Source organism: Streptomyces sp. NBC_01017 (assembly GCF_045162795.1).
Taxonomy (GTDB): domain Bacteria; phylum Actinomycetota; class Actinomycetes; order Streptomycetales; family Streptomycetaceae; genus Streptomyces; species Streptomyces machairae.
The window spans coordinates 6,456,546-6,482,779 of record NZ_CP108683.1 but is presented as its reverse complement, the minus strand read 5'-3'; the positions used below and the strand labels follow the sequence as shown (position 1 = coordinate 6,482,779).

At 71.4% G+C, this 26,234-nt stretch carries 20 protein-coding genes; 9 read left to right on the top strand and 11 right to left on the bottom strand.

Annotated features, from left to right (window positions below; all coding sequences use genetic code 11):
- Nucleotides 1-11: 11 nt before the first annotated feature.
- The 5 genes from OG331_RS29805 to OG331_RS29785 all read right to left on the bottom strand — a co-directional run bounded on the left by OG331_RS29805 (nucleotide 12) and on the right by OG331_RS29785 (nucleotide 5,550).
- On the bottom strand, nucleotides 12-1,145 hold the full coding sequence (locus OG331_RS29805; protein ID WP_406201821.1) for an SIS domain-containing protein: 1,134 nt from the start codon (nucleotides 1,143-1,145) through the stop codon (nucleotides 12-14).
- 314 nt (nucleotides 1,146-1,459) lie between these two features.
- Entirely contained in the window at nucleotides 1,460-1,630 is a 171-nt protein-coding gene (locus OG331_RS29800; protein ID WP_328427236.1) for a Trm112 family protein, read from the bottom strand.
- Between the two features lie 308 nt (nucleotides 1,631-1,938).
- Nucleotides 1,939-3,303, bottom strand: coding sequence for a phosphomannomutase/phosphoglucomutase (locus tag OG331_RS29795; RefSeq protein ID WP_406201817.1), 1,365 nt, complete (start codon nucleotides 3,301-3,303; stop codon nucleotides 1,939-1,941).
- A 113-nt stretch (nucleotides 3,304-3,416) separates the two neighbouring features.
- Nucleotides 3,417-5,033, bottom strand: a complete 1,617-nt coding sequence (locus OG331_RS29790) for an L-lactate permease (RefSeq protein WP_406210359.1) — start codon at nucleotides 5,031-5,033, stop codon at nucleotides 3,417-3,419.
- Between the two features lie 139 nt (nucleotides 5,034-5,172).
- A complete protein-coding gene (locus tag OG331_RS29785) occupies nucleotides 5,173-5,550 on the bottom strand; it encodes a DUF3499 domain-containing protein (protein WP_256333189.1) in 378 nt (125 codons plus the stop codon).
- A gap of 343 nt (nucleotides 5,551-5,893) precedes the next feature.
- On the opposite strand from OG331_RS29785, the gene OG331_RS29780 reads away from it, so the two are divergent.
- Nucleotides 5,894-6,343, top strand: coding sequence for a metallopeptidase family protein (locus tag OG331_RS29780; RefSeq protein ID WP_362384847.1), 450 nt, complete (start codon nucleotides 5,894-5,896; stop codon nucleotides 6,341-6,343).
- 162 nt (nucleotides 6,344-6,505) lie between these two features.
- Here the strand turns inward: OG331_RS29780 and OG331_RS29775 are convergent, their stop codons facing one another.
- The 4 genes from OG331_RS29775 to OG331_RS29760 form a co-directional block, all read right to left on the bottom strand.
- On the bottom strand, nucleotides 6,506-8,023 hold the full coding sequence (locus OG331_RS29775) for a DUF5719 family protein (RefSeq protein ID WP_406201814.1): 1,518 nt from the start codon (nucleotides 8,021-8,023) through the stop codon (nucleotides 6,506-6,508).
- The gene (locus OG331_RS29770; protein WP_406201812.1) at nucleotides 8,020-11,661 is read right to left on the bottom strand and encodes a glycosyltransferase family 2 protein; all 3,642 of its coding nucleotides are present in this window, start codon (nucleotides 11,659-11,661) and stop codon (nucleotides 8,020-8,022) included. The genes OG331_RS29775 and OG331_RS29770 overlap by 4 nt, the downstream gene beginning before the upstream one ends.
- 219 nt (nucleotides 11,662-11,880) lie before the next feature.
- Nucleotides 11,881-12,144, bottom strand: a complete 264-nt coding sequence (locus OG331_RS29765) for a WhiB family transcriptional regulator (RefSeq protein WP_003975777.1) — start codon at nucleotides 12,142-12,144, stop codon at nucleotides 11,881-11,883.
- A gap of 302 nt (nucleotides 12,145-12,446) precedes the next feature.
- Nucleotides 12,447-12,707 (bottom strand): hypothetical protein, encoded by a 261-nt coding sequence (locus OG331_RS29760; protein WP_406201810.1) that lies wholly within the window; start codon nucleotides 12,705-12,707, stop codon nucleotides 12,447-12,449.
- An 84-nt stretch (nucleotides 12,708-12,791) separates the two neighbouring features.
- On the opposite strand from OG331_RS29760, the gene OG331_RS29755 reads away from it, so the two are divergent.
- The 4 genes from OG331_RS29755 to OG331_RS29740 all read left to right on the top strand — a co-directional run bounded on the left by OG331_RS29755 (nucleotide 12,792) and on the right by OG331_RS29740 (nucleotide 16,710).
- Nucleotides 12,792-13,298, top strand: coding sequence for a cysteine dioxygenase (locus tag OG331_RS29755; RefSeq protein ID WP_406201807.1), 507 nt, complete (start codon nucleotides 12,792-12,794; stop codon nucleotides 13,296-13,298).
- A gap of 33 nt (nucleotides 13,299-13,331) precedes the next feature.
- The gene (cofD, locus tag OG331_RS29750) at nucleotides 13,332-14,291 is read left to right on the top strand and encodes a 2-phospho-L-lactate transferase (protein WP_406201805.1); all 960 of its coding nucleotides are present in this window, start codon (nucleotides 13,332-13,334) and stop codon (nucleotides 14,289-14,291) included.
- Nucleotides 14,288-15,598, top strand: a complete 1,311-nt coding sequence (locus tag OG331_RS29745) for a coenzyme F420-0:L-glutamate ligase (RefSeq protein WP_406201803.1) — start codon at nucleotides 14,288-14,290, stop codon at nucleotides 15,596-15,598. The genes cofD and OG331_RS29745 overlap by 4 nt, the downstream gene beginning before the upstream one ends.
- 110 nt (nucleotides 15,599-15,708) lie before the next feature.
- A complete protein-coding gene (locus tag OG331_RS29740) occupies nucleotides 15,709-16,710 on the top strand; it encodes a DNA-3-methyladenine glycosylase family protein (RefSeq protein ID WP_406201801.1) in 1,002 nt (333 codons plus the stop codon).
- Nucleotides 16,711-16,923: 213 nt separating this feature from the next.
- On the opposite strand, the gene OG331_RS29735 is transcribed toward OG331_RS29740, so the two are convergent.
- Together OG331_RS29735 and OG331_RS29730 are read right to left on the bottom strand one after the other, a co-directional pair.
- Nucleotides 16,924-18,006 (bottom strand): sugar phosphate nucleotidyltransferase, encoded by a 1,083-nt coding sequence (locus OG331_RS29735; RefSeq protein ID WP_406201798.1) that lies wholly within the window; start codon nucleotides 18,004-18,006, stop codon nucleotides 16,924-16,926.
- A gap of 167 nt (nucleotides 18,007-18,173) precedes the next feature.
- Nucleotides 18,174-19,679, bottom strand: coding sequence for a peptidoglycan recognition protein (locus OG331_RS29730; protein ID WP_406201796.1), 1,506 nt, complete (start codon nucleotides 19,677-19,679; stop codon nucleotides 18,174-18,176).
- A gap of 140 nt (nucleotides 19,680-19,819) precedes the next feature.
- Between OG331_RS29730 and OG331_RS29725 the strand changes: the two genes are divergently transcribed.
- The 4 genes from OG331_RS29725 (at nucleotide 19,820) to OG331_RS29710 (ending at nucleotide 26,035) form a co-directional block, all read left to right on the top strand.
- The gene (locus OG331_RS29725) at nucleotides 19,820-20,575 is read left to right on the top strand and encodes a TIGR03089 family protein (RefSeq protein WP_406201794.1); all 756 of its coding nucleotides are present in this window, start codon (nucleotides 19,820-19,822) and stop codon (nucleotides 20,573-20,575) included.
- A 416-nt stretch (nucleotides 20,576-20,991) separates the two neighbouring features.
- Nucleotides 20,992-22,206 carry an IS110 family transposase gene (locus OG331_RS29720; RefSeq protein ID WP_406209625.1) on the top strand — a complete coding sequence of 405 codons (1,215 nt, stop codon included), beginning with the start codon at nucleotides 20,992-20,994 and terminating at the stop codon, nucleotides 22,204-22,206.
- A 636-nt stretch (nucleotides 22,207-22,842) separates the two neighbouring features.
- Complete coding sequence (locus tag OG331_RS29715) at nucleotides 22,843-23,997, top strand: LCP family protein (protein WP_406201792.1); 1,155 nt, start codon at nucleotides 22,843-22,845, stop codon at nucleotides 23,995-23,997.
- Nucleotides 23,998-24,220: 223 nt separating this feature from the next.
- Nucleotides 24,221-26,035: an LCP family protein gene (locus OG331_RS29710; RefSeq protein WP_406201789.1), complete on the top strand. Its 1,815-nt coding sequence runs from the start codon at nucleotides 24,221-24,223 to the stop codon at nucleotides 26,033-26,035.
- The last annotated feature ends 199 nt before the right edge of the window (nucleotides 26,036-26,234 follow it).

The window sequence follows — 26,234 nt, the reverse complement described above, 5'->3', positions numbered from 1 at the left end:
CCTGGGACAGATCAGGCTCCCGAAGCGAGCGCCAGGTAAACGGCGGCGAAATCCGTGATGGCGATCAGTTCCGCGAGGGTCTCCAGCTCGCCGCCTGCTTCCGGCTCCAGCTCACTGACCGGCGTGTCGTGGCTCAGGGCCAGGTCGCGCGCGGTGGGCGCGGCGGTGAGGCCGCCGATCGGGCGGTCGCGCAGCAGCACCACGCGCGCGTGCAGGGCCGGTGTCTCCTCGACGCGGTCGCGGAAGAAGTCGTCGGGGTCGGCGCTCGCCGCGAGCCTGCCGGCGAGCAGGGCGCTGTGCGCGGCGAGTGCCTCGGGCAGTTCGGCGACCAGCGCGGGGTGGCCGGAGAGCTCGGCGAGTGCGGCGGCGAAGCGGCGGCCCGCGGGGCCGGCGGAGACGCCCTCGGTCCAGATCAACGGGAGCGAGTCGGCGAGTTCCGCGGCCAGGGTCTTGGCGGGGTTGCTGTAGGTCGCGATGGCCGGCCCGCAGCGTTCGGCGATGTGGTCGAGGCGGTCGGCGACCTTCTCCACGGCGTCGGGCGGAGCGGTGAGCAGGCCCGTGCGGTCGAGGAGCGCCAACAGCGGGGTGAGCAGGGCCCACAGGACGCCGGGGGCGGAGGCTGCGGGGACGTCTTCCTCTTCCTCCTCGTACGGGGCGGTCGCCATCGGCACGAAGAGGCCGTGGTTGTTGTGCACCGCTTCGGTGAGCGGGGAGCCTGCGGGGGCCACGGCGACGACCGTGAGGCCGCGGCGGTACGCCTGCTCGGCGAGGAGCGACAGGCCCGGCTCGGTGCCGTCCGGGGTGGTGATCAGCAGCAGGTCCACGGAGCCGGACCAGCCGGGCAGCTCCCAGCGCAGGGCGCCGGCGGCGGGGGCGACACCGGCCGGAGCCAGCCGGATGACGGGGCTGGTGGCGCCGGCGAGCGTGCCGAGGAGGTCGGCGACGCAGATGGCGGCGGCGCCGGGGCCCGCGATCAGGATGGCGCGGGGGCGGCCGTCGGGTTTGAGGTCGTTGATGCCGGCCTCGGCTGCGTGGCGGGCGGCGGTGCGGACACGGGCTCCTGCTTCGGCCGCACCGCGCAGCAGGGCACGGCGGTCGGCCTCGGCGAGCGCCTCCGGCGTGTCCAGCAACGATTCGTCGAGCATGGGCGGCAGCCTCCGATCGCCGGGTCTTTGGGGGCGGGGGGTCTTGCGCGGGGGTGTGCGTCGGGGGGCTTGCTCGATCGTGGGGGACGACGGCGGGCTTGGTGCCGGGTGGGGCTTGGTGCCGGGCGTCCTGGTCACGGCATCGGTCGGCGGGCGTCTCCGTGCTCCGTGCCGGTGGCTGGAGTCCGCACGCCGGGGCCGGGACGGCGCCACGTCGAGGCAGCGGGGGCCGGACGTCTGTACGGCGGAGGCGGCCTGGTACCGGACGGTGACCGGTCGTTGAGTCGCCCCTGCGCCGGTGTCGTGGCGTCCCGTTACGCGGGGCGGCGGGCCTCGTCCACGAGCAGGACGGGGATGCCGTCGCGGACGGGGTACGCCAGGCCGCAGCCCTGGCCGGTGCAGATCAGCTCGGCTTCCTGCTCCTTGAGGGGGGCGTGGCAGGCCGGGCAGGCGAGGATCTCCAGGAGGCCGGCTTCCAGCGGCATGAGGTGTCCCTTCTGGGGCGGGTGGGTGTGGTGCGTGCGTGAGTGCGGATGTGCCTGGTCAGCGTACCGCCGGTGGGGGCGGGGTGCCGGGGTTGGGCGGCGGTGGGGTTGGCGGGGGTTGTTTCGCCCCCGCCGCCCCTGCCCGTCCCGTCCTTGAAGGGGTGCTGCCCCTTCGACCCCGGACCTGGGGGCTGCCGCCCCCAGACCCCCGCCATCGGTCTGAACGGCCTCGTCCTCAAACGCCGGACGGGCTGGAATGCCGGGACCGGCGTCGAGAAGCACGCAGCCCTCGCCCCCACGTGCCCTCCTCAACTCCTGATGATCGCCAACGCCTCGTCCCGCACCTTCGCCATCGTCGCCTCGTCCCGTGCCTCCGCGTTGAGGCGGAGCAGCGGCTCGGTGTTGGACGGACGGACGTTGAACCACCAGTCGGCGGCCGTGACGGTCAGGCCGTCGAGTTCGTCGAGTTCCACGCCCTCTCGGGCCTCGTAGGCGGACTTGATGGCGGCCAGGCGGCCCGCCTGGTCGGCGACGGTGGAGTTGATCTCGCCGGAGCCGGCGTAGCGGTCGTACTGGGCTACCAGTCCGGACAGGGGGCCGTCCTGGCCGCCGAGGGCCGCGAGGACGTGCAGGGCGGCCAGCATGCCGGTGTCGGCGTTCCAGAAGTCCTTGAAGTAGTAGTGGGCGGAGTGCTCGCCGCCGAAGATCGCGCCGGTCGTGGCCATCTCGGCCTTGATGAAGGAGTGGCCGACGCGGGTGCGCACCGGCGTACCGCCGTTCTCCTTGACGACCTCCGGGACCGACCAGGAGGTGATCAGGTTGTGGATGACCGTGCCCTTGCCGCCGTGCTTGGCGAGCTCGCGCGAGGCCACCAGGGCGGTGATGGCGGAGGGGGAGACGGGCCCGCCGTGCTCGTCGACGACGAAGCAGCGGTCGGCGTCGCCGTCGAAGGCGATGCCCAGGTCGGCGGACTCCTCGCGGACCCGCTTCTGGAGGTCCACGATGTTCGCCGGGTCCAGCGGGTTCGCCTCGTGGTTCGGGAACGTGCCGTCCAGCTCGAAGTACATCGGGACCACGTCCAGCGGGAGGCCCGCGAGCACGGTCGGCACGGTGTGGCCCCCCATGCCGTTGCCCGCGTCGACGACGACCTTCAGGGGGCGGATGGAGGTCAGGTCGACGAGGGAGCGCAGGTGAGCCGCGTAGTCCTCCAGCGTGTCCCGCTGGGTGATCACTCCCGTCCGTGCCGTCGGTGCCGGGGCGCCCGACTCGGACCAGCCCTCGATCAGTTCACGGATCTCCGCGAGGCCGGTGTCCTGGCCGACCGGGGCGGCGCCCGCGCGGCACAGCTTGATGCCGTTGTACTGGGCCGGGTTGTGCGATGCCGTGAACATCGCGCCCGGGAGGTTCAGCGCTCCCGAGGCGTAGTACAGCTGGTCGGTGGAGCACAGGCCGATCTCTGTGACGTCGACGCCCTGGGTCGCCGCCCCGCGTGCGAAAGCGCGGGACAGACCGGGGGACGAGGGTCGCATGTCGTGCCCGATCACGATCGCGCTCGCGCCGGTCACCCGCACGAAGGCGGCCCCGAAGAGCTCGGCCAGGGACTCGTCCCACTGGTCCGGGACGACCCCGCGCACGTCGTACGCCTTCACGAGCTGTGACAAATCAGCAGCCACGGCCAACCCTCCTGAAAGTCCTGTCGGTCACCCCAAACTACCCGCCCGGACTGACACTGCGCTGGGTGACCACTGAGTGGACCCCCAGCCGTAACCTCAGGTCAGCGTGGAGGTCAGGGCAGCATCCAGCCCAGCACCGGTGAACTCTGGCCGATCACGATCAGGCACATCACCAGCAGCAGGCCCAGACTCCACGGCAGCACGCGTCGCAGCAGGTCGCCCTCGCGGCCCGCGAGCCCCACAGCCGCGCACGCGATGGTGAGGTTCTGCGGCGAGATCATCTTGCCGAGCACACCACCTGAACTGTTGGCGGCGGCCAGGAGTTCCGGCGACAGCCCCGACTCCCGGGCCGCCGTGACCTGCAGTGCCCCGAACAGTGCGTTGGCCGAGGTGTCCGACCCGGACACGGCCACCCCGAACCAGCCAAGCACCGGCGACAGGAAGGCGAGCCCGGCGCCGGCCGCCGCCACGAAGTAGCCAATGGTGGCCGCCTGTCCGGAGAGGTTCATGACGTACGCGAGCGCCAGCACGGACGTCACGGTCAGGATGGCGAACCTCAACTCGTGCACGGTGGCGGCCCACTCCTTGACCGCCACGCGCGCGTGCACCCCCAGCACGACCGCCGTGCACACTCCGGCGAGCAGCACGAGCGTGCCGCCGGTGGACACGATCGGCCAGCTGAAGACATTGCCGCTGACCGGCTCGCCGTCCGGGTTCGCGACGTTCAGGAAGGGCCAGTCGAAGGTCCGGGTCGCCCCGGCCAGCCAGTCCTTGACGACCGGAATCTGTGCGATGGAGAAGATCACGACGATCAACGCGTACGGCGCATAGGCCCGTACGACCTCGCGCCGCGGATCGTCCTCGTCCAACTCCTCGCTCCGCGACCCGGTCAGCACGGACGCGCGTACGGCCTCGGTGGCGGGCACACGCGCGTGCGGTACGGCGACCAGGGCGCCCGCACCGGCCAAGGCGGCGCCGATGTCGGCGAGTTGCGCGGAGACGTAGTTGGAGGCGGCGAACTGGGCGACGGCGAAGGCGATGCCGCACGCCAGGGCGGGCACCCAGGTCTCCCGCAGCCCGCGCCGCCCGTCCACGAGCCCGACCAGCACGAGCGGAACGACCAAGGCCAGCAGGGGTGTCTGACGTCCCACCACGGAAGCCACGTCGTCCAGCGGCAGTCCGGTGACCTGCGCCAGCGTCACCACGGGCGTTCCCATCGCACCGAAGGCCACGGGCGCGGTGTTGGCGACCAGCGCGACGACCGCCGCACGCACCGGATCGAACCCGAGCGCCACCAGCATGACCGCAGAGATCGCGACGGGCGCCCCGAAGCCCGCCAGGGCCTCCAACAGGGCCCCGAAACAGAAGGCGACGACGAGTGCCTGGATCCGGGGATCGTCGGAGAGCCGCCCGAACGACCGGCGCAGGATGTCGAAATGACGCGTGCGGACGGTCATCCGGTACACCCACAGGGCGTTGACGACGATCCACAGGATGGGGAAGAGCCCGAAGAGCGCTCCCTGGGCGCCACTGGAGAGCGTCTGCCCGAGCGGCATGCCGTACGCGAGCCAGGCGACCAGCACGGCCGCCAGCAGCCCCGTCAGGCCCGCCAGATGCGCCTTCATGCGGACCCCGCCCAGCAGGACGAGGACGATCACCAGCGGCAGGGCCGCCACGAGCGCGGACAGGCCGAGCGAGCCGGCGACGGGTTCCAGTTCCTGCACGTACACGGGCGCCTCCCCGGGTTCCGCCATGCGGAAAGCGATTTCTCGTTCCGACATGCGGAATGGTCGTGTCCGCGCCAACGACACGTCAATGCTTGTGCATCACTCAACAAAACAAGCACACGAGAAACAGGAAATCCGACCGTCAGTTGTCGGGGGACCGCAGCACCCGCAGATGCCCACGCCGCGCGACCTCCATCGGGTCGGCCCCACGGCCTCCGCCCCCGCCTGCCTGCGCCGCCCGCTCCTGCGGACGGGCCGCCTCACGCACCGCGTTGGCAAGCGCTTCCAGGTCATCACCGCTGGGACGGGCCGGAGCCGAACTGTCGAGCAGCCGCACGACCTCCCACCCGCGAGGGGCGGTGAGGCGCTCCGAGTGCTCGGCGCACAGGTCGTAACAGTGGGGTTCGGCGTAGGTGGCGAGCGGGCCGAGGACCGCGGTCGAGTCGGCGTAGACGTACGTCAGCGTCGCGACGGCGGGGCGGCCGCAAGCGGTGCGCGAACAGCGACGTACAGGGCTCACGACGTTGGACGGTACCGCACTCTTGAGCGGGCCGCGACGACTCTCCCCCGGCTCACTCCACCGTGTCGTGTTGTGAAACACCCCACACGCCCCTTTCACCCCACCTCGCTGACCTGCACGGAAGCCCCACCCCAAGATCCCGCCCGCCACTGAAACCGGTCACCACTCGCCACAAACCCCGTCATTTACCTCGCCATCGACGGTCTCGGAGGCATACGGAAACGAGCCCAACCTTGGCTGGAATGGTCATCTACAGACATGCCGTGCAAGCGGCCGAACGTCACCCCCACCACCCCATCTGGATCGGACAGGCACCGGCCACGAGGACTACCCTTCATCAGTGATGGACACCCCCGTACCGCCCCGCGCCGCCGGCCCCGGGCCCCGCCGTCGTGATCGCCACGGCCGGGGCATGCGCGGCCCGATCGCACCGCCCCAGGTCCCCCTCGCCGCGAGCCGCGCCGACGTTTTCGCCGACCTGGTCCAGGACTCCGTGGAACGCCTCGAACGCCGCTGGCCCCAGCTGGCCGACATGGACTTCCTGGTCCTGGAGGTGCCCCGCCTGGACGGCCCCGGCCGAGCCTGGAACGACGAGGCGGTCCCCCTGGGCGGCACCATCCCCGCCCGCGAGGGCCGACCGGCACGGGTCGTCATCTACCGCCGCCCGGTGGAGATCCGCACCAAGAGCCGCGACGAGCGAGCAGCCCTGGTCCACGAGGTGGTCGTAGAACAGGTAGCCGAGCTACTGGGCCTCACACCGGAAACGGTGGACCCCCGCTACGGCGAGGACTGAACCGCCCGACAGCTGGCGCGCGGCGCTGTTCAGTCCGGTGGCCCCGCGGCGCCTCACCCGCGTACGGCGGCAAGGGGACACACCCCGGCACGACCCCGACCCACAGCTACGCGAACCCCCGCCCACCCCGCACAGGGCGCCGCAGGCATCCCGCAGACCTGCCTACCTCTGCAGCACCGACAAGTCCTCATCCGCCTCAGGCACAGCCACCATCCCCCGATCGTCCGGCAACGTCTGCACAGTGAACCCGGCCACCCCGTCCGCCGAGACCGCCAGCGTCCGAGACGCGTACACCGGCCCACCCGACACCGACTCCACAGTCAACGCGTACGTGCCCTTCAGCCCGCTCGGCACCGGGACCGCCACGTCCTGAGTAGTGCCGGACTTGACCGAGTACGACTTCGACGCCGCCGCACCGCCCTCACTGCCCGCCGAAGCCGTCACTTTGACCTCCGCGGCACCGAAGGGCGCCGTCACGGACAACGTCGTCCCCTTCGCCCGGTTGTCCACCGCCGTCGCGCGCGTGCCCACCGCCCGGCTCGCCGGGATGAACGCCGTCTCCTGCTTGTCCCCCTTCCCACGGACCACCCGCACCGCCGCAACAACCGGCACCGATCGGTCCGTAGGAGTCAGCACCAGCGACCCCGCCTCGCCCTGCATGACGTCACCGAGATCCACCGCACTGGTCATCCCTGCCTTGACGTGCAACGTCTCGTTCCCGGCAGGTGTGATCAGCCCGGACGGCGAGGCAAGCCGCACCTTCAGATCCGCGTCGGCGTCCCCTGGCGTGAAGGCGACCAGCCGCACGGAGGTGGCGTCCTTCGGAATGCCGGGCAGCACCAGACTCCCCGCGGGGTCGGCGGACGCCGCCAGCCAGTCCCCACCGAGCTTGTCGTCCAGCGCCTGAACCGAGGCCCCCACCCGACCGCTGCGCACGCTCACATGCACGGTCATGTTGTCCTGCTTCTCACTGGTGAGCGTGGACAGCAGAATCGGCTCACCGGAGTGCGGCTGAACCGTGACCCCCTCCCCCACCGTGGTCTCGAGCGCACCGTCCTTGCCGTACAGCTCGATGTCGACGACGGCGGCGGAGTCGTCGGGGTTGGTCAGATGCACGTAGTCCGTGCGGTCGGGAGCCGTACTGGCCCCGGGGAACCAGAACTCGGTGTCCGGCGCGGTGCAGTTGACGCCCTGCAGACCACGCCCCGTGCCCGCGGCGACCTCGGTGGTCTCCTGCACGGTCCAGCCCGGCGCGAACTTCCCGTCGGCGGTCCCGATGAGCGCGGGCGAGTCGGCTCCGGACGCATCACCACTGACCGGCGTGCCCGGCTCCTTGCCCTCCAGAACCGGCTTGTCGGCCTTCCCGGCCTTCCCGGCGTCGTCGCCCTTCTCGCCCTTGCCGTCCGCTGCGTCGCCCTTCTCCTGCGCCGCGGACTGCAGTTCGCCCTTCCCGTCACTCGCCGTCCCCTTGGTGACGGGCGTGAACGAGGTGTACGTCGTCTCGGCGAGGTCCGAGATACTCGGCGCCGGACACACCAGGCTCGTACGCTCCACCGGCAGCTCGGCGGCCGCCTTGGCGGTGTTCGCGTCGGACGCGTCCGGCGTGGTGAGCGCCGCGAGCCCGGTGACGGCGGCGAGGGCGGTGACGCCGGCGATCAGGGACAGGGTGGTGCGGTTCACTGCTGGCTCCCGTCGGGACGCTCACTGCCGTGCGGATGCTGCTGCGCCGGGTCGTACGTGCCGTCGTAACCCTGCTGGTACGTCTGGTCGTACGACGGGTCGTACGCCGCTGTGGGGGACTGCCCGCCGTACGCGTACGGGTCGTACTGGCCGCCCTGATACGGATCCGCCTGATACGCCTGGTCGTAGGCGCCGCCCGCCGGGTACTGCTGTCCGCCGTAGTTGCCGTACTCGGCACCCGAGTAACCGGGTGTGTCCCACTCGCCGTAGGACTGCTGCTGGGGAATCGCCGCAGCCGGCGGCTCCGAAGGAGGCGCGGGGAACTCGCCTTGCTGACCGGCCTCTTCGGCGTCGGCCTCGGCCTGGGCGCGCAACCGACGGGCCCGCCGCCCCTCGCCGGCCATGGCCTCGGCCGGGACGACCGGCTCCTCGGGCAGGTCGTCGTCGATGTCGCGGCGACGTCCGGGAAGGGCCATCACCACGAGTACGAGGGCGAGGAAGCCCTGGGCCCACAGCCACGCGCTGTGGCCGATGGGGTCGTCGTAGGTGACGTCCAGCTTGCCGCCGCCGGCGGGCAGTTCGAAGCCCTGGGCCCAGCCGTCGACCGTGGTCGCGGTGAGCGGCTTGCCGTCCAGGGTGGCCGTCCAGCCGTCGTCGGCACTGTCGGCGAGCCGCAGGACCCGCCCCTCGGCACCACTCGGAATCGTCGTGTGGATCTCAACGGGCCCCGCGGCAACAGGCTGAGGCTCACCGGCCCCGGAGCCGGCGGCGACGACGGCCGCCCGCGACACCTGCCGGTCGATCCGCCACAGCGCACTGCCGTTCTGCTCGCTCAGCCGCGACAGTCCGGGCGTGGCGTCCAGCACGCGCGTGACCTCACGCGGTGCGCCCTTGTGGACGAGGACGTACCGCACGGCGAACGCGCCGAGTTGGTCGGCCTGGTCGGCGCCGGAGCCGGCGACGAGGTTGGCGACGATCTTGTCGAGCTTGGTGTTCTCCCCGTCGGCGGCGGCGAGCTCGGCGTCGCCGAGGCGGGCGCCGGAGCCACGGACGAGCATGTAGCCGACGTGGGCGGAGGATTCGCTGTCCAGGACGAGGGTGCGGGCCTGGTCGCGGGTGCCGCTCTCCTCGGCGACGAACGCGGGCACCTGCACGGGGTCGCGCCGCTCCAGCGGCCCGTCGGCACCGCGGATCATCCAGCCGGCGGCGACGAGCAGGGGCCCCGCGGCCGCGGCGAAGGCGACCAGCGCCGCGACCGGCTGGCGCCAGCCGAAGCTCTGCTCGGCCACCCGCGCGCGTGCCCCGTCGGCGCCGAGCAGGGCGGCGGCCAGGAGGGCGATGCCGTAGACGAGGGTCGCAGGGCCGGCCCAGGTGGAGCTGTTGGACAGGACCGCGAAGACGAGGCCGACGAGGGCGACCGCCCAGGCCGTCCGGATCCCGAACTGGCGCTCGGAGCGCATCAGGGCGGCCAGCGCGGCCAGCACGATGCCGATGAGCATCAGCCCGTTGACCGTGCCGGGCCCGCCGGGGCCGGCGCCGAGCAGATCCAGGGCGGTGGCGGCGGAGGAGCCGTACTCCAGGCCGGCCTCCTGGAAGAAGCCGAACGGAAGCAGCGACAGCGACCAGGGCGCGAGGACCAGCAGGGGCACGCCGAGCTGGGCCAGGAAGCGCAGTCCGTACGCGGTGATGTCGGCGCGCCGCACTGCCAGCACCCCGAGCCCGAGGAGCAGGGCGATGGGCCACACGATCGGCGTGAAGGCCGTGGTGATCGTCAGGAGCAGCGCGTACGCCCAGGTCGCGCGCCAACTGCCACGTGCGCCGGAGCCGTTCGTCAGGCCGCTCGCCGCGATGCCCGCGCGCGCGATGAGCGGCAGCAGGACGGCGAGGACGGCGGTGCCGATGCGGCCGCCGGCGAGCGCGCCGGTGACGGCGGGCAGAACGGCGTAGGCGACGGCACCCCACGCGCGCAGGAGGCGCGACTCGACGAGCGGGCGGGAGGCGAAGTACGCGGTGAGGCCGGCCAGCGGCACCGAGCAGACGAGCAGGACGGTGACGGCGACCCCGGTCGATCCCAGCAGCAGCGACGCGAGCATCGCCACGATCGCGAGGTACGGCGGCGCGGACGGGGTACCGCCGGCGCCCACCGGGTGCCAGGCGTCCATGTAGTGCGACCACAGCTCACCGGAGTCGGCCGGAGCGGGCAGCAGGGCCCCGCCGGCGAGCGCGCCGCCCCCGAGGAGTTGCCGGCAGGCGATCAGCGAGACGAACAGCAGCACCAGGAAGAGCACCGGGCCCGGCTTGCGGGCGATGCGCTTGAGGCGGGCGAACTGCTCTATCTCCAGGAAGTCGGCGTCGTCGCCGCCGGGTCCGGACTCGATCGCGCTGCCGTGCCGTCCGGCGCCGGAGGCCACCTCGGGGTCGGAGCGGCCGACGAGGCTGCTCGCGGCCTGCTCGACGGTGGCCCGCACGGTCGCGCCGGGCGGCGGGAACAGCGCCCGCAGCTCACCCTTGTCGATGACGGGACTCCCGCGCCTGCGCCGCCCGGCGATGATCCGCTCGGGGCGCAGCAGCGTGCCCATGAGGCCGCGGATCTCGTCGAGGGCCTGCCCGGGGACCTTGCCCACGAGGTAGGCGAGGGTCCGCAGGACCGTGCCGAGCAGGAGGCGCAGCAGCACCCAGGGCAGCACGGCCGTACGTGTGTTGACGAGCAGGGTGTAGACGGCGCCCGCCTTGTCGACCTTGTGCGGGGAGGCGGCGGTGCGGCCCACGCAGTCGACGGTGCGACGCTCGCGGGAGGACGCCTCGGCGTGTCGTACCACCGCCTCGGGAGCGACGAGGACGCGGTGGCCGGCGGCCGTGGCGCGCCAGCACAGGTCGACGTCGTCACGCATCAGGGGCAGCCGTCGGTCGAAGCCGCCGAGCTGTTCGAAGATGTCGCGGCGGATCAGCATGCCGGCGGTGGACACGGAAAGCACGGGCCGGACGTGGTCGTGCTGGCCCTGGTCCTGTTCGCGGCGGTCGAGGCCGGTCCAGCGGCGGCCGGAGTTGGCGATGGTGACGCCGACCTCGAGGAGCTGCCTGCGGTCGTACCAGCCGCGCAGCTTGGGGCCCACGACGGCGACGTCGTCGCGGCCCAGCTCGTACTCGTTCTCCACGACGCGCAGCAGCTGGGCCAGGGCGTCGGGTTCGGGGGCGCAGTCGTCGTGCAGGAGCCACAGCCACTGCACCGGCTCCCCGTGGGGGAGTTCGGGCATGTCGTAGGCGTCGTCGCGCCATGTGCGCGTGACTGGGTCCCAACCGCTCGGCCGCTTCAGATAGGCCAGCTCGTCCGGGGTGAGGACGGGCGCGGTGCGGTTGGCCTCCTCGACGGCCTGGCCGAATCCGGTGCGCCGGGCGAGGTGCAGTACGCGGTCGGCGCCGAGGGCGTCGGTGACCAGCTGGGCGGAGTGGTCCGCGCTGCCGGTGTCGGCGGCCACGGCGAACTGGACGGGGCGCTCTTGGCCGAGCAGCCCGGCGAGCGCGTCGGGCAGCCAGCGGGCGCCGTCGTGGGAGACGAGGACCGCGGTCACCACATGGCGCGGGAACTCAGGTGTGGCAGCGACGTCGTGGTGGGCTGCCGTGTGGCTGTGCACGGACATCGAGGTACGGGCCCCGGTTCGATGGACTGCGGTGGACGCCCGTGCCCCGTGGGGACAGTGCGGCGTCTCGGACGAGCGACCACACTATCGGCTGGGCATCACGGCGGCCCGCCGCCTGTGGACAACCCACCCGCGACGGGCCGTTCGAAACGTATTCGAGATGTATGTGCGTGCGTTGTGTACGCGCGACGGCCGGCGGTCGGGCGGCCGGGGCCACGCTCAGACGGCGGCCTTCTTCAGCCGGCGGCGCTCCCGCTCGGACAGGCCGCCCCAGATGCCGAAGCGCTCGTCATTGGCGAGGGCGTATTCGAGGCACTCGGAGCGGACCTCACAGGCGAGGCAGACCTTCTTGGCCTCGCGAGTGGAGCCGCCCTTCTCGGGGAAGAAGGACTCGGGGTCGGTCTGGGCGCACAGCGCGCGCTCCTGCCAGCCGAGTTCCTCGTCCGCGTCGTCGACCAGCAGTTGCTGCACCAGCTCGGTCATGTGCGCCCCTCGTCTGTCTTTCGCGTCCCCGTGATGTAGCCGTTACCGATTTCGGCTGAACGACACGAGTGAAATTACAAGTGTGCTGCTCCGGGCGAGTCAAGCCGAGATCTGCTATTGAGCCCCTTATTCACTCTGCGGAACCAAGGCCTAGCGGAAAGTGTTCAAATCGGCATAAACCTTGACAGGCGGACGAGGCCCGGGTGAGCGTCCAGCCCCGCTCAGAGCCTGTACGGAAAAGGACGCCCAGAAGTTCGATCTCGTTGCACACACGCGCAGATGCGAACCGGATCACAGTCGGATCACAGGATCACAACGACGCCGCGCGCCCGGTTGTGCGCCATGTGTCCCGGCTGCCCCATGAACAAACCTTTCGCCACGGAGATGAACCGGATGAGGTGAAACATGTCCCACATAACGGGCGTCGAGTTGACACCGAAGGTGCGAACCGATGTCCTTGTGGGCATGCTCGCGAACTCGGCACTCACCTCGACCCGCACCGCCGGGTCCCACGGTGCTGCCCGCGCTCGCTGTAGCTGTTGCTGTCCCAGCTGTTGAGCCACACCTGCTCCAGCTGTAGGCCGAGCCACCCTTTTCTCGGCTCTCGTTCCCTCTGACCTTCCTTCACTGAGGAACCACCGCACCCCATGAACAGCGACAGCGACCTCCAGATCGCCGGCGACATCCTCGAAGTCCCGCACCTCCTCCAGACACCGCGCGAGCACCCGGCCACCGTCGCCGAGTTCGTCGGCCTGGCCCGCTCCATCGCCGCCGACCGCTCCCAGTGGGAGCACCTCGTCCGGTACGACGCCACGACGCGCTGGTACCACCGGCTGAGCACGGGCCCCGGCTACGAGGTGTGGCTGCTGTCCTGGGTCCCCGGACAGGGCAGCGGCCTGCACGATCACGGCCGGTCCTCCGGCGTACTGACCGTCCTCGAAGGCACCCTGACCGAGCGCACGGAGCGCGGCACGCGCGCGTTGGCGGCCGGCGCGCAGCGGGTGTTCGCGCCCGGATACACACACGAGGTGGCGAACGACGCGCTGGAGCCGGCGGTGAGCCTGCACGTCTACTACCCGGGCCTGACGGAGATGCCGATGCACGCCGCCACAGCCTGCGAGGCGCGCACCGCGCCGCGTCCCGTGACTGCCTGACGCGTTGTCGTACCCGCCTGCAAGACTGCTCCCATGCGCATTGTGGTTCTGGCAGGCGGCATCGGTGGTGCCCGGTTCCTGCGCGGTCTGAAGCAGGCCGCGCCGGACGCGGACGTCACGGTCATCGGCAACACCGGGGACGACATCCACCTCTTCGGGCTGAAGGTCTGCCCGGACCTCGACACGGTGATGTACACGCTGGGCGGCGGCATCAACGAGGAGCAGGGCTGGGGGCGGGCCGACGAGACCTTCCATCTCAAGGTGGAGCTCGCGGCGTACGGCGTCGGGCCGGAGTGGTTCGGACTCGGCGACCGGGACTTCGCCACACACATCGTGCGGACGCAGATGATCGGCGCCGGATATCCGCTCAGCGCGGTGACGGAGGCGCTGTGCGACCGCTGGAAGCCGGGCGTCCGGCTCATCCCCATGACCGACGACCGCGTCGAGACGCACGTCGCGGTCGACGTGGACGGCGAACGCAGAGCCGTCCACTTCCAGGAGTACTGGGTGCGGCTGCGGGCCTCGGTGCCGGCGGAGGCGATCGTGCCGGTCGGCGCGGAGCAGGCCAAGCCGGCGCCCGGTGTCCTGGAGGCGATCGCCGACGCGGACGTCATCCTCTTCCCGCCGTCCAACCCGGTCGTCTCGGTCGGCACGATCCTCGCCGTGCCCGGCATCCGCGAGGCGATCGCCGACGCCGGCGTGCCGGTCGTGGGCCTCTCCCCCATCGTCGGGGACGCCCCCGTGCGCGGGATGGCCGACAAGGTGCTCGCGGCGGTCGGCGTCGAGTCGACGGCCTCGGCGGTCGCCGAGCACTACGGCTCGGGGCTCCTGGACGGATGGCTCGTCGACACCGTGGACGCCGGCTCCGTCGAGCAGGTCGAGGCGGCCGGGATCCGCTGCCGGGCCGTACCGCTGATGATGACCGACCTCGACGCGACCACACAGATGGCCCGCGAGGCGCTGACGCTGGCCGAGGAGGTGCGAGCGGTTTGAGCGACGTGTCTGCCGACGGCTACCGCGTCTGGGCCGTCCCCGGGATGCCCGAGATCCAGCAGGGCGACGACCTCGCGAAGCTGATCGCCACCGCCGAACCCGGTCTCGCCGACGGCGACGTGCTCCTGGTCACCTCGAAGATCGTGTCCAAGGCCGAGGGACGGATCGTCGAGGCGACCGACCGGGAAGCCGCCATCGACGCGGAGACCGTACGGGTCGTGGCGCGCCGGGGCGCCCTGCGCATCGTCGAGAACCGGCAGGGGCTCGTGATGGCCGCCGCCGGGGTCGACGCCTCCAACACCCCCGCCGGGACCGTGCTGTTGCTGCCCGAGGACCCCGACGCGTCCGCGCGGGCGATCCGGGACGGGCTGCGGGACGCCCTCGGTGTCGACGTCGGGGTCGTCGTCACCGACACCTTCGGCCGCCCCTGGCGCACCGGGCTCACCGACGTGGCGATCGGCGCCGCGGGCATCCGCGTACTCGACGATCTGCGCGGTGGCACGGACGCGTACGGCAATCCGCTCAGCGCGACCGTCGTGGCGACGGCCGACGAACTCGCCGCCGCCGGTGACCTGGTGAAGGGCAAGGCCGCCGGGCTGCCCGTGGCCGTGGTGCGCGGGCTGGCGCACACGGTGGCCGAGGAGCACGGCGAGGGGGCGCGGGCCATGGTGCGCGGCGCGCGTGACGACATGTTCCGGCTGGGCACGTCGGAGGCGGTACGGGAGGCGGTGACCCAGCGCCGTACGGTACGGGCCTTCACGGACGAGCCGGTCGACGCCGGGGCCGTACGAAGAGCGGTCGCGGCGGCGGTCACGGCACCGGCGCCGCACCACACCACACCGTGGCGGTTCGTGCTGCTGGAGTCGCAGGAGTCGCGGACGCGGCTGCTCGACGCGATGCGGGACGCCTGGATCGCCGACCTGCGGCGCGACGGCAAGAGCGAGGAGTCCATCGCCAAGCGGGTGCGACGCGGGGACGTGCTGCGCAACGCGCCGTACCTCGTGGTGCCGTGCCTGGTCATGGACGGTTCGCACACCTACGGCGACGCGCGGCGGGACGGTGCGGAGCGGGAGATGTTCGTCGTCGCCACCGGGGCCGGGGTGCAGAACTTCCTGGTCGCGCTGGCCGGGGAGCGGCTGGGGTCGGCGTGGGTGTCCTCGACGATGTTCTGCCGGGATGTGGTGCGCGACGTGCTGGGGCTGCCGGAGGACTGGGATCCGATGGGGGCCGTGGCGGTGGGGCATGCGGCGGAGGAGCCGCGGCCAAGGGCGGAGCGGGATGCGGAGGCTTTCATCGCGGTGCGGTGATACGCGCCGTACAGCGCCTACGCTCGTAGGGCCGCCCTATACCGACATACCGACGTACGTAGAACCTACCGACACTCGTAGACCCCTCCGGTTCCCCTAGGACTTCACTCGTGGCAGGACGCTTCACTCCGCAGTCCACGCGTACGACTGTGCGCGGCGGGCATGTCCCCGTGCCCTCGGGGATACCGCGTCAGGCGCCGGCCCCCGGGCGGGCGCGCACCTGGGTGCCGGAGTGGCCGCTCGATCTCGGGCTGGTGCTCGGGCCGCTGCGGCGCGGGCCCGGGGATCCGACGTTCCGCGCGATGCCGGACGGGTCGGTGTGGCGGGCCTGTCTCACCCCTGCCGGGCCCGGGACGCTGCGGGTCGGCGTGCGGGGTGCCGAGGTGCGGGGCGAGGCCTGGGGGCCGGGGGCCGAGTGGCTGCTGGAGCAGTTGCCCGAGCTGCTCGGGGCCGCCGATGATCCGTCCGCCTTCGTGCCGCGGCATCGGCTGGTGGCGCTCGCCCGGCATCGGCGGCCGGGGCTGCGGTTGACGCGGACCGGGCTGGTGCTGGAGTCGTTGATTCCGTCGATTCTGGAGCAGAAGGTCACCACCGATGAGGCGTATCGGGCGTGGCGGTTGCTGGTCCGGAAGTACGGGGTGGCGGCGCCGGGGCCCGCACCCGGGCGGATGTGTGTCATGCCGGACGCGGCGACCTGGCGGATGATCCCGTCGTGGGAGTGGCATCGGGCCGGGGTCGACAACAAGCGGGCGTCGACGATTCTGCGGGCCGTGCGGGTCGCTGCGCGGCTGGAGGAGGCCGTGCGGATGGCTCCGGCTGAGGCGCAGGCCCGGTTGGAGGTCGTGCCGGGGATCGGGCCGTGGACGTCCTCGGAGGTGGTGCAGCGCAGTCATGGGGCGGCGGATGCGGTGACCGTGGGGGATCTGCATCTGCCGGGGATCGTGGGGTTTGCGCTTGCCGGGGATCGGGATGCGGATGACTCCGTGATGCTGGAGTTGTTGGAGCCGTATGCGGGGCAGCGGCATCGGGCGGCTCGGTTGATTCTGTTGAGCGGGCGGGTGCCGGGGCGGCGGGCTCCGCGGATGCCGGTGGGGGACATCGGGCGGTTGTAGGGGGTGGGGGTGGGATGGATGGGGTGGGTCCTGCGCGGTGGTTTGCGGCGCGAGTTTTTCGCCCCCGCCGCCCCTACCCTTCCCGTCCTTGAAGGGGCGCTGCCCCTTCGACCCCGGACCTGGGGGCTGCCCCCCCCAGACCCCCGCCATCGGCCCTGAACGGGCCTCGTCCTCAAACGCCGGACGGGCTGAAACGCCTGGCCGTCGCCGGGTCTACAGGTCCGGCGAGAAACGTACCGACCCCGCCGGAATCCGAGCGTCGCACCACACCCGGACCCCGTCCCTCAGCTCATTGTCCGCACCGATCACCGCGCCGTCGCCGATGACCGTGCCGGTGAGGACCGAGCGTTGGCCTACGCGGGCGCGGGTGCCGATGAGGGAGTCGGTGATGATCGCGCCGGGTTCGATGACGGCGCCCGGGAGGATCGTGCTGCCGAAGACGCGCGCGCCCTCGGCCACGAAGGCGCCCTCGCCCACCACCGTGCCGCCGGTCAGCTTGGCGTCGGGGGCGACGCTGGCCGTGGGGAGGATCAGGCGGTCGCCGCAGCGGCCGGGGAGCGCGGGGGACGGGGCGCGGCCCAGGACGAGGTCCGCCGAGCCGCGGACGAAGGCCGCGGGGGTGCCGAGGTCGAGCCAGTACGTCGAGTCGACCATGCCCTGGAGGTGGGCGCCGGCCGAGAGGAGGTCGGGGAACGTCTCGCGTTCGACCGAGACGGGGCGGCCCGCCGGGATCGTGTCGATGACCGAGCGGCGGAAGACGTACGCCCCCGCGTTGATCTGGTCGGTGACGATCTCCTCGGGGGTCTGCGGCTTCTCCAGGAACGCCGTCACCCGGCCCGTGTCGTCCGTCGGGACCAGGCCGTACGCCCTCGGGTCCGTCACCTGTGTGAGGTGCAGGGAGACGTCCGCGCCCGTCGTCTCGTGCGTACGCACCAGGGCCCCGATGTCCAGGCCCGTCAGGATGTCGCCGTTGAAGATGAGCACCGGGTCGTCGGGCGCGGAGTGGAGCCGGGAGGCCACGTTGCGGATCGCGCCGCCCGTGCCGAGGGGCTCCTCCTCCGTCACGTACTCCAGGTGGAGGCCGAGCGCCGAGCCGTCCCCGAAGTACGGCTCGAAGACCTCGGCCAGGTACGACGTCGCCAGGACGATGTGTTCGACGCCCGCCGCTCTCGCTCTCGCCAACTGGTGCGTGAGGAACGGGACCCCGGCCGCCGGGACCATGGGCTTCGGCGTGTGCACGGTGAGCGGACGCAGCCGAGTGCCCTTGCCACCGACCAGGAGGATCGCTTCTGTCACCTGTCGTCTCTGCTTCCTGCCGGGACCGGCCGAACTGTCTTTCGGCCGGCCAGTGTATGCAGACCGTTGTGCGACGCCCTCGACGGCCAGTGCGGCAGTGCGGCAGTCCGCCTCATGCCCCCGACGGCGGTGAATGCGATCCCGTGCCCACTGAACTCCGCGCGCTCTCAGCGCCCCTGGTAGCGGGCCGCCGAAGCGCGGGCGGAGCCGAGCTTGCTGTAGAGCTGCCGGCCGGGGCACTCCGTGGAGAAGCCGTCCCGGTGGCCGGAGATCACATTCAGTCGTACGTTCTTTCCCTTTCGGTAGAGATTGCCACCGCCGGACTTCAGGTATGTCTTTCCGCGCGGATTGGCACCGTAGAGCCCCAGTTTCCAGGCCGTGAGCCGCGCCACGGCCTTCACCGAGGCGGCGGTCGGCTTGGTGACGCCGTAGCTGCCGAGGACGGCGATCCCCATGCTGTTGGTGTTGAAACCGCGAGTATGGGCACCCAGGACCGGCTTCGCCACTCCCCCGGCCCGCCCCTCGTAGATGTTTCCGCACTTGTCGACGAGGAAGTTGTAGCCGACGTCACGCCAGCCCATGCTCACCACGTGGTAGCGGTAGATACCTCGAATGAGCGAGGGGACCTGCGAGCACGAGTACTTGCTGCCGGAGGCCGTGTGGTGCACGAACGCCGCCTGCACCTTCTTCGTGTAGACGAAACTCCGCTCCCGCCAGCTCTCGTTCGCGCCCCAGCCGCGCCGCGTGACGATGCGCGGCCGTGGCCCGATGTACGGCTTCGCCCGCTGTTCCTGCGTCAACTCGGTACCGCGCAGCGCCAACAGCTCCCGCTCGGTGGCGGCCCGGCCGAGCTCGGGGATCTCGGCGGTGCCGACGGGCGCGAGGTCGACGTTGGCGGCGGAGGCGGCCAGTGACTCGGCGGTCTCGAGGGTCTCGGGGTTGAGCGTTCCGGGGCGGGCGGCGCCGGCGGTGTCGCCGCCCTGCGCGGGGGCGGGGTCGCCGGGGTCGACGAGTTCGAGGCGGAGGCCGTCGGGCAGCGTCGAGGCGGCCTCCGGGCGGGCTGCCGTGTCGTCACCACTGCCCCGTACGCCGTCCTCGGGCTCCTCGGCAGCCGTCTCGGGTTCCCCGGTCGGGCCGGGCCCGGCGGCCCCGGTGACCTCCGGGGTGACCCGTACCTCCACGCCGTCCGACTCCCCGACCCACAACGGCGCCGTGGAGCCTCGGACCCGGCCCGAGGTGCGTTCGTCGGTGCCCGGGTCGGCGGCGTGTTCGGCGTTGTGCGTCTCGACGTCCTGCCAGCCGGACCAGGTGCCGGTGCCGACGGCGCGGGTACGGACCTGGACGCGGCCGTGCAGTTCGGCGTCCGGGTCGTCCCAGATGACGCCGACGAGGGAGAAATGCCGTACTCCGCGGGGGGACAGCCCCTGTTCGACGGGGGTACCGCTGGCTCGGTCACCGTCGAGGGGGGCGAGGGGCAGCGACTGGGTGCTGCCGGGGACGTACGACTCGCCGCCCGGCTGGCGCACCGCCGGCCCGGCCACCGGCCCTGCGCTCGTGGCGACTTCCGCTCCGAGCGCCGGTCTCGCGGTCGCCGCGACGGCAGGTGGGGTGAGCGGGAGGGCCAGGGCGGCCGCGCACGTGACACCGATTGAGGAAGCAAGGAATCCACGCATACCAATGATGTTGGACATAGTCAGACAAACCTGTCCATTGGGGAGCTGACGGGGCGTCGGCATGCGACTCGTCCGAACCGGTGCGGTCGGATGGCCCCGGCGGGAGGTGTACGGGTGCGTGTCCGCGTACGCTTGCGCGGGTGAATGCCACCGATCGCACCCCTGCCGACCTGCTGCGTTCCGCGCTGGCCGCGGATCCGAGCCGCCCCCTGGTGACCTTCTACGACGACGCCACCGGGGAACGCGTCGAATTGTCCGTGGCCACGTTCGCCAATTGGGTGGCCAAGACCGCGAATCTGCTCCAGGGAGACCTGGGCGCCGGTCCGGGCGACCGCGTCACGCTCCTGCTGCCCGCCCACTGGCAGACGGCCGTCTGGCTGCTGGCCTGCTCGTCGGTCGGAGCGATCGCGGACGTGGGCGGGGATCCCACGGCGGCCGACGTGGTCGTGAGCGGGCCGGAGGGGCTGGAGGCGGCGCGGGCATGCCGGGGGGAGCGGGTCGCGTTGGCGCTACGGCCACTGGGGGGCCGCTTTCCGCAGCCGCCGGCCGGCTTCGCCGACTACGCGGTGGAGGTGCCGAGTCAAGGTGACCGTTTCGCGCCGTACGCCCCGGTCGATCCCGAGGATCCCGCGTTGATCGTGGCCGGGCGGGAGTTCAGCGGGGCCGAGGTCGTGGAGCGGGCGCAGGCCGAGGCGACGGGGCTGGGGCTGACGGGGCCGGGCTCGCGGATTCTCTCCGCTCTTCCGTACGACACCTGGGAAGGGCTCAATGCCGGGCTGTACGCGGCGCTGGCGACCGGGGGGTCCGTGGTGCTGTGCCGGCATCTCGAAAGCCTGGGCGAGGATGGCCTGGCCAAGCGCATCGAGGCCGAACGGGTGACGACGACAGCGCGGTAGCCTTCGGCGATTCCGCGAGCCTCGTCCTCCGGCGCCGCGCCGGCCCCCAAGGTTCCTCGCCCCCGCCGCCCCTACCCGTCCCACCCCAGGGGCTCCGCCCCTTCGACCCCGCCAGAGGGCTCCGCCCCCTGCACCCCGTTACCTTTCTCATGGCCCTGCAACGGGGCGCCTGGCCCCCGGGTCCGGTATGGCTGTTTGCCCCCTGTCGAGGTGATGACCTGGGGGGTGTTGCCGCCGGGCTTCGGGGCACCGCTTGACCGCTGATGAGGGGCCTGACGACCGCCCGGGTCCGGTGCAACGCCGGGCCGCTTGCCGGGTGGCATGTCTGCGTAACGTGGTTGCCGGCGTGTGGTGCCGCAGGGACGGCCAGGAACTGCACATCGAGTACGCGTAGAAGGATCTGGGGGCACGTGAGCATGGTCGACACCGTCGATATACGTCTGTTCCTCGGTCTGGACCTGGGCAAGGAGTTCCACCACGCCCATGGTCTGACCGAGCAGGGCAAGACCGTCCACGACAAGCGGCTGCCGAATACCGAGCCGAAGCTGATCGAGCTGTTCACCAAGTTGGTGGCGAAGTTCGGCACCGTTCTGGTCGTGGTCGACCAGGTCGCCAATATCGGTGCCCTGCCGATCACCGCGGCCCGCGCGGCGGGCTGCCGGGTGGCCTACCTGCCCGGACTCTCGATGCGGCGGGCTGCCGACCTGTATCCCGGCGAGGCCAAGACCGATGCCCGCGACGCGTTCGTCATCGCCGACACCGCCCGCACCCTGCCGCACACCCTGCGCGCGATCGACCGCGACGACGAGACGCTGGCCGCGCTGACCATGCTCACCGGCTACGACAACGACCTGGCCGGCGAGGTCAACCGCACCACCAACCGGCTGCGCGGCCTGATCTCCCAGATCCACCCCTCCCTGGAACGCGTCCTGGGCAAGCGCCTGGCCTACCCATATGTCCAGGCCCTCCTGACCCGGCACGGCTCCCCCGCGAAGATCAGGAAGCTGGGCCGGGCCCGCTGCCAGGCCCTACTCACCGCGCATGGCTCGCGCAAGGCCAAGCACCTGACCGAGGAGATCTTCGAGGCACTGGCCGAGCAGACCCTGATCGTCCCGGGCACCGAGACGTCCGCGCTGATCGTGCCCGGCCTGGCCGCCCAGCTCGCCGCCGCCCACAGCCGGCGGCAGGCCACCGAGCGGGAGATCGCCGCCCTGCTGGAGGCCCTCCCTCTTTTCCACCTCCTGACGTCGCTGCCCGGCATGGGCGTCAGGACCACCGCTGCCGTGATCGTCGCGATCGGTGACGGCACCGGCTTCCCCACCGCCGGACACCTCGCCTCCTACGCCGGACTCGCCCCCGCCACCAAGTCCTCGGGCACCTCCATCCGCGGCGAGCACGCACCCCACCGCGGCAACCGGCTCCTCAAACGCGCCTTGTTCCAGGCCGCGTTCGCCGCGATCGGCTGCAAGTCCGATCCGTCCTCGCGGATCTACTACGACCGCCAACGCGCCCGCAACAAGACCCATACACAGGCGATCCTGCGACTGGCCAGGCAACGCGTGAACGTCATCCACGCGATGATCCGCACCGGCACCCTCTACGAACCCCGCACCCTAGGTCTCGCCGCCTGACACCCGCACCACCCCCTACCTGTTCCAGCCCGCTCCACCCCGCCACCGGCACGTCCACCCCTGCCAGGCGGCCACCAGGCTGCCCGCACCGCACCCGATTCACCGGGAACGTCCCGCTTCGCGGAACGTTCCCGAAAACCATCACGAACCCCTACAAGTCAACCCCGCCAGGGTTGACGAAACAGATAGGGGCACCCCCCATCGGCCTGAACGGCCTCGTCCTCAAACGCCGGACGGGCTGAAAGGCCTGGACCGGCGCTGAAAAGTGACCGACGGAGCGACCGCGGTCGTGGCGTACCCCCGCGGCGCCGCACCCGCGTACGGCGGCAAGGGGACGTGCCGGGGGGTGTCCGCCCGCAGTGGCCGGCGTCAAGAAACGGCACCACCCTGCCCGACCCCGACCGCCGGTCCGAGGACGGACACCCTCCGGCACGGCCCCGACCCACCACACACCCGCAGGCGCTACGCGAACCCCCACCCACCCCGCACAGGCCGCCGCAGGCACCCCCGCCCAACCGCCGGAGGCAACCGTCACCCATTCAGCCCCCCACCACCCACCCCCCACCCCCCATCCAAGCCACGGTGGTAACAGCAGCCCACACCGCACGCACTACGCACTGAGGGGTGGACCCAGCCGTGACCGACTCCGCACGCGCGCGCCCCGGGGACTCGGGCAGTAAGGCGGGCAGGGACAAGCGGTCCGTGCGGCGGTGGGTGCGGCGGGGAGCCCTTGGGGTCGGGCTGGTGGTCATCGCCGCCGGTGGGGCCGGGTGGGCCGTCTACGCCAAGCTCGACTCCAACATCACGCCCGACGAGGCCGCCGCAGCGGAACTCGCCCGGTACGAGAAAGAGCGCCCCACGGCACGCGTCAGCGGCGCCCAGAACATCCTGCTCATCGGGTCGGACTCGAGGGCGGGCCAGGGAAACCGCCGCTACGGACGCGACTCCGGCACCGAGCGCTCCGACACCACCATCCTGCTGCACGTCTCCGGCAAGCGCCGCAGCGCCACCGCCGTCTCGATACCCCGCGACCTGATGGTCGACGTCCCCGGCTGCCGGAAGTCCAACGGCTCCCGCAGCGAGCCCATGTTCGCGATGTTCAACTACGCCTTCCAGATGGGCGGTTCGGCCTGCACCATCCGCACCGTGGAGCGGATGACCGACATCAGGGTCGATCACCACATGGTCGTCGACTTCCACGGCTTCAAGGAGATGGTCGACGCCGTCGACGGCGTGGAGATCTGCCTCGGCAAGCCCATCAACGACAAGGCCGCCAAGCTGAGACTCCCGGCCGGCAAGGTCACCCTCAACGGCGAGCAGGCCCTCGGCTACGTCCGCGCCCGCAAGACCCTCGGCGACGGCAGCGACACCGACCGCATGGACCGCCAGCAGCGCTTCCTCGCCGCGCTCGTGCACAAGGTGCAGAGCAACGACGTACTGCTGAATCCGGTCCGCCTCTACCCGGTGCTGGACGCCGCCACTTCCTCCCTCACCACGGACCCGGCTCTGGCCAGCTTGCGCGGTTTGTACGAACTCGCTCGCGAGGTGCGCGACATCCCCACCGAACGCGTGCAATTCCTGACGGTCCCGAGGGAGTCGTACATCTACAACGCCAATCGCGACCAGCTCGTGGAACCCGAGGCCGAGCGGCTTTTCGAGCGACTGCGCCTCGACGCCCCGGTGGAAGTCGTGAATTCGCCCGAAACGTCCCAGGGGCCCGAGCCCTCGGACGCCGCCTCCCCGGCACCCACCTTCCGCGGCAACACCGCCGCCCAGAACCCCTGCGGGTAAAGCGCTCACCAAGTCGACGAACCTCAGTTCAAAGAAATGAGCCGGATTGCCCAGTTGTAGGGAAGTGGAATTTGTCACCGTCGTCGCTCGACGCTGAACTGGACGGATAGTGTGAGCGATCCGGTGCGCCCGGCCGTAGTTAGGCTTGCGCACTGTTTGACCGAGACCCGAGCGCCTTGGAGGGGTAGGCGCCGCGTGGCCCCGACGGAGGATTCAGACAACCGTGGACGCGCAAGGCCGTGGGCGGGCGGACGACATCGATCCCGCAGACCAGTGGGTGCTCAATCCGAATACCGGCGAATACGAACTGCGACTGGCTCCTTCCGCACCGCAGTCGTCGGTACCCGGACCACGTAGATCTGCCTCCCGGGCAGGAGCGGCATCCCGTGCCGGCGGCGCCGGGGGCACGACAGCCGGGAGTGCGACAGCCGCGGGTGCGGGTGGCGGCGCGGGCGCCGGAGGTGCCGTGCGCAATCGCACCGCCGCCCCCGCCCGCGAGACGCGTCCCGCGCCGGGCCGTGATGTCCCGTCGCAGCGCAGGCGCAGGGGGGCGCCCGAGGAGCCGCCGGGCCGGCGTGGCCGGCGGCCGGTGAAGAAGAACAAGGCGAAGCGGGCCCTGCTCTGGACCGGCGGAATCATGGCGTTCGTGGTGGTCGCCGCCGCCGCGGGCGCGTATCTCTACATCGAGCACCTCAACGACAACATCCAGTCCGTCTCCGACGACGGCGCGAGCACCGGTGGCTTCTCGAAGGACAAGGCCATCAACATCCTGCTCATCGGCACGGACAAGCGCACGGGCGCGGGCAACGAGAAGTACGGCGACTCCGGCAGCGCCGGGCACGCCGACACCACGATCCTGCTGCACGTCTCCAAGGACCGCTCGAACGCGACCGCCCTCAGCATCCCGCGTGACCTGATCGTCGACATCCCGGACTGCCCGACGGAGCAGGAGGACGGCTCCTCCAAGGTCATCCCGGGCGAGACCGGTGTCCGGTTCAACACCAGCCTCGGCCAGGAGGGCCGCACGCCCAGCTGCACCGTGCGGACGGTCACCGAGCTGACCGGAATCCAGGCGGACAACTTCATGGTGGCCGACTTCAACGCCGTGAAGACGCTGACGTCGGCGGTCGGCGGCGTCGAGGTGTGCCTCGCCAAGGACATCAACGACCCCGACTCCAAGCTCAACCTCACCAAGGGCGAGCACGTCATCGAGGGCGAACAGGCGTTGGCCTTCGTCCGCACCCGGCACTCCGTCGGCTTCGGCGGCGACCTGAGCCGGATCGGGCTCCAGCAGCAGTTCCTCAGCGCGCTGATGCGCAAGCTGAAGTCGAACGACACGCTCACCAGTCCGTCGAAGATGATCAAGCTGGCCGAGGCGGGCACCAAGGCGCTCACCGTCGACTCGGCTCTCGACAGCATCGACAAGCTGAAGGACCTCGGGCTGGAGCTGGGCAAGCTCGACACGAAGAACCTGACCTTCGTGACGACTCCGGTGATCGACAACCCGGCCGAGAAGGTCAAGACCACCGTCGTCCTCAGCGAGTCCCAGGCTCCCGACGTCTTCCAGGCCATCCAGAACGACGTCTCCTTCACCGCGGTCAAGGAGCAGAAGAAGAAGGAAGCCGCCGCCGTGGCCGCCCGGCTCAAGGGCAGCAAGGCCGACCCCGCCGATGTGCGGGTGCAGGTCTACAACGGCGGAGCGCCCGCGGGCAGCGCCCAGGAGACCCTCACCTGGCTGCAGACCGAGGAGGGCGTGGAGAAGTCCGAGAACGCGGGCAACGCCCCGGAGCCGCTGTCGAAGACGACGCTGGAGTACGCGCCGGACCAGGCGGACCAGGCACGTTCACTCGCCGCGATCATGGGTCTTTCCGGGTCCGCATTGAAGCCCGGCAAGAGCGTGACCAACTCCCAGGGCCTGCCCACGATGACGCTGACGCTGGGCAAGGACTTCAAGGGTGCCGGGGTATCGCTCACGGCTCCGAGCAAGGCACCCGATGTGGAGAAGTCCACGGCCGACAAGGTGGAGTGCGCGAAGTAGTCACTCAACGGGCCCGTCCGACCGTCTGCTTGGCGTGCGGCGGGCCCGTTCCGCTCGGAAGCCCCGGCCGGGCATCCGTGGCGCGCATCCGCGGTGCGGCACCGCGGCACCGCGGCACGGAATCTCCGGTACGGAAACTCGGGCGGGGAACGCAACTGTGGCCGACTCTCGTTGGTCTGACACAAGACATGGTTGTGTC